This is a genomic window from Photobacterium sp. OFAV2-7 (assembly GCF_022347985.1).
In the GTDB taxonomy this organism is placed as follows: domain Bacteria; phylum Pseudomonadota; class Gammaproteobacteria; order Enterobacterales; family Vibrionaceae; genus Photobacterium.
Genome location: NZ_JAKRFQ010000681.1, coordinates 1 through 2,917 on the forward strand (window position 1 = coordinate 1; position 2,917 = coordinate 2,917).

The following is a 2,917-nucleotide window of genomic DNA, read 5'->3' on the forward strand; positions in this document are numbered from 1 at the left end:
TATTATTTCATTTACTGCAAAACATAAAGCAAATCAATTTTACGCATTTGATTTAAAGGTATAGAAGCATCTATAAAATCAACGCGGTATGGTTATCTTATCATACTCAATGAAATGAAAATGATAGCCAATCATATGCTTCACGACAGAACAAAATCCAATCGAAAACCGATAGAAGTTGCAATTAATAATAATGTTAACTGGTGCAGAAAAATTGCAGACCTTCATGGAGTTGCCTCAGAGGCCACGCCTGTATGTTGGCTAGCAAAAGAGGAAATGCCACTATACTTTCCTAACTTGGTTACAGTGAGCCATTATTGTGATGTGAAAGCGATAGTGAAAGATACACCAAAAGAACAAAAGTCATTCTTTATAAAAGATTCGCACTCAAATTTAAACCTAGCACGCCATGGATTTAGTTCACTTTTCTCTGCTCACTGGTACATATTATCTACTAGGCCACACCGAAATATCGAATTAGCCGACAAAGAAACAGAGACTGATTGCTATTGGGTAACAACACGTTCAGACCTTGCACTCTGGGGAAGATACTGGTCTGAAGAGACTGATATCAAGTCAGTTTATCCTGACGAGATACTTGAACTGGATAGCGTTAGATTTTATTTAGCAAAGAATCGCCATTCCTTGACCGGTGCAACTATTAATATTGATGAGTCAAGCGTTGGCATTTACAACTTGTTTGGTGATTACACTCTCTTTGACATCATGATATCCCGAATCCTACATGATATTCCTGAGTTGCCCATTGTCGGCTATGGCTGCGATGAGGAAGTAGCAAATTTATCCCGGTTGGGGTTTGAGCCTCTATCTAAATTACAAGTCTGGAGTAAAAAATAAGCGAGTGCGTTCAGATATGAGCAAAACCTTAATCGGATTACTTTCTTTGTCAATTACCTCTTGTAGCCTGATAGGTTCTATTGGCTACAAAATTCAAGAAGGAGAGCGAATCGCAGAAGCCCCATTACAGCCTGCCTATCAATGGGAATATTTCAATTCTAGCTTCTGTGCTGATGAGGAACTCAATCTTGAAAATATAAATGGCCTAACCAGTGTATTAGTTGCAAGAAATGGCAAGCTTATATTGGAATGGTACCGAGCAGGTTATGATAAAGAAACAGCAATCAACACTAAGTCTATGTCTAAAGGTGTTGTGTCAGCCTTGATCGGAATAGCCCTTGATAAAGGATACATTCGCTCCATTGACCAGCCTATCTATGAGCTACTCGACATAAAGAGCCATTCACAGCTTAGAGGGAAAGATGCAATCACAGTCAGGCATCTCCTTACGATGTCTGCCGGGTTTGAGTACCAAGAGAATAAGGATAACTGGGTTTATGCAAGTTCGAACTGGCTTGAGTCTATTTTAGCTCTAGAGCTGAGTTCACCTCCTGGCACACAGTTTCGTTACGGGTCGATACAAACCCATTTACTATCGGAAATAATCACCCACTCTAGCGGCATGAATACGTTTGACTTTGCTCAGAAGTACCTCTTTTCTCCGATAAACGTATCGATCAGGGCATGGAAAACCTCCCCACAGGGCATTCCATTCGGAGGATCACAACTCTTTCTCACACCAAGAGATTTACTAGCTTTCGGGCAGCTCTACCTCAATAAAGGCCGCTCAGGAGATAAACAAATAATACCGGCGGCATGGGTTGTTCTGTCAATCCGCCCCAGTTTTCTCAACGTGGATGGACAATTCGACTATGGTTTGCTTTGGTGGCTGGATACAGAGTCAGGGAGAATCTTGGCTCGCGGATATGGAAACCAATATATGATTATACTCCCTGAAAAAAATGCTCTACTGCTAATGACGGCAACCATTCCGTATTTCTATGATTGGCGCAAAAGAGAAAAGAGATTCAACCAATTACTAGAAAACGTGTTGCTTCCTATGTTGTAACACCTTGTCTGTGAAATTGCTGAGACGTAAAGGCCACTACACTAGCTAACGGTTAGTAGAATCACGTCGATTCTTTTATGATAGGTTGTAGTTATATGTAAAACAGAAGTTATCGTATGAAAAAAGATAATCAGGTTGCTGAACGGCTACTAAAAAGTGCAGCTAAGCTATTTTTGGAGAAAGACTTTCACAGCGTCAGTATCAGGATGATTGCAGAAGATGCAGGTACAAGCAGTGGCATGATTAAGTACTATTTTAATAGTAAATATGGTTTGTTTGAAGAAATGCTCAAACAAGAGTATGGAAAGATCCTTACCATACTCCATGAAATTATACGCCAGGAAGAACTACTTGATTTTCCACACATAATCCGACGCGTATTGGATGTATACCATAGTGATCCAAATATACCTAAGTTCATTGTAAGAACGTGGATGTTCAAGCAAAGTGCAGGTAGTCGCTTCCTACTAGACAGCTTTGAATTTGAAAAAAGACTGGTTCATCAATGGGTGGAAGAAGTTATTGAGGAAGGAAAAGTTGACCGAAATGTAGACTCAGAAGTTGTTCGAATTGCCTTTATGTCCCTCACCCTTCTTCCGAGCATGATGCAAGATCTACTGGCAAAAAGTTATGGCGAGGAAGAGTATCAGCAGTTTCTAAATCACTATGCTGATTTCTGTGGCAATATGCTTTTATCTGGGGTGAAACCTAAGTCGACAAAATCCAAAAATTAGTGATATGACACAGAATGAAAAAGCATAATTCGCCATACTAAATTTTGACAATAGTGCCAACTCCCCTTATTCATTGAGTTGACACTATTATCTACTCAGTATTCTTAGGCGCATTTTAATCAACGGATTTTCATCCACCTTCTCAATATTTCTAATATTTACAAGTCAGAATGATTGATAATATCTTCTCAAATACTCAGAAGCACCTATCTCAAAGGTTACTTTGCCTAGTATTGAAGCTTTGAGTTACACAGAA

General features: G+C 39.5%; 3 protein-coding genes. All 3 read left to right on the forward strand.

Going from position 1 to position 2,917, the window contains the following annotated elements:
* Positions 1 to 120 precede the first annotated feature (120 nt).
* Positions 121 to 858, forward strand: a complete 738-nt coding sequence (locus tag MHN01_RS22975; protein ID WP_239413670.1) for a phosphoenolpyruvate synthase — start codon at positions 121 to 123, stop codon at positions 856 to 858.
* 16 nt (positions 859 to 874) lie between these two features.
* Positions 875 to 1,927 carry a serine hydrolase gene (locus MHN01_RS22980; RefSeq protein ID WP_239413672.1) on the forward strand — a complete coding sequence of 351 codons (1,053 nt, stop codon included), beginning with the start codon at positions 875 to 877 and terminating at the stop codon, positions 1,925 to 1,927.
* 116 nt (positions 1,928 to 2,043) lie between these two features.
* The gene (locus MHN01_RS22985) at positions 2,044 to 2,661 is read left to right on the forward strand and encodes a TetR/AcrR family transcriptional regulator (RefSeq protein WP_239413673.1); all 618 of its coding nucleotides are present in this window, start codon (positions 2,044 to 2,046) and stop codon (positions 2,659 to 2,661) included.
* Positions 2,662 to 2,917: the final 256 nt, after the last annotated feature.

Excerpts from the sequence above, each read along its gene's own strand:
- MHN01_RS22985 (WP_239413673.1), top strand. The coding sequence starts at position 2,044 with ATGAAAAAAGATAATCAGGTTGCTGAACGGCTACTAAAAAGTGCAGCT.
- MHN01_RS22980 (WP_239413672.1), top strand. The coding sequence starts at position 875 with ATGAGCAAAACCTTAATCGGATTACTTTCTTTGTCAATTACCTCTTGT.
- MHN01_RS22975 (WP_239413670.1), top strand. The coding sequence starts at position 121 with ATGATAGCCAATCATATGCTTCACGACAGAACAAAATCCAATCGAAAA.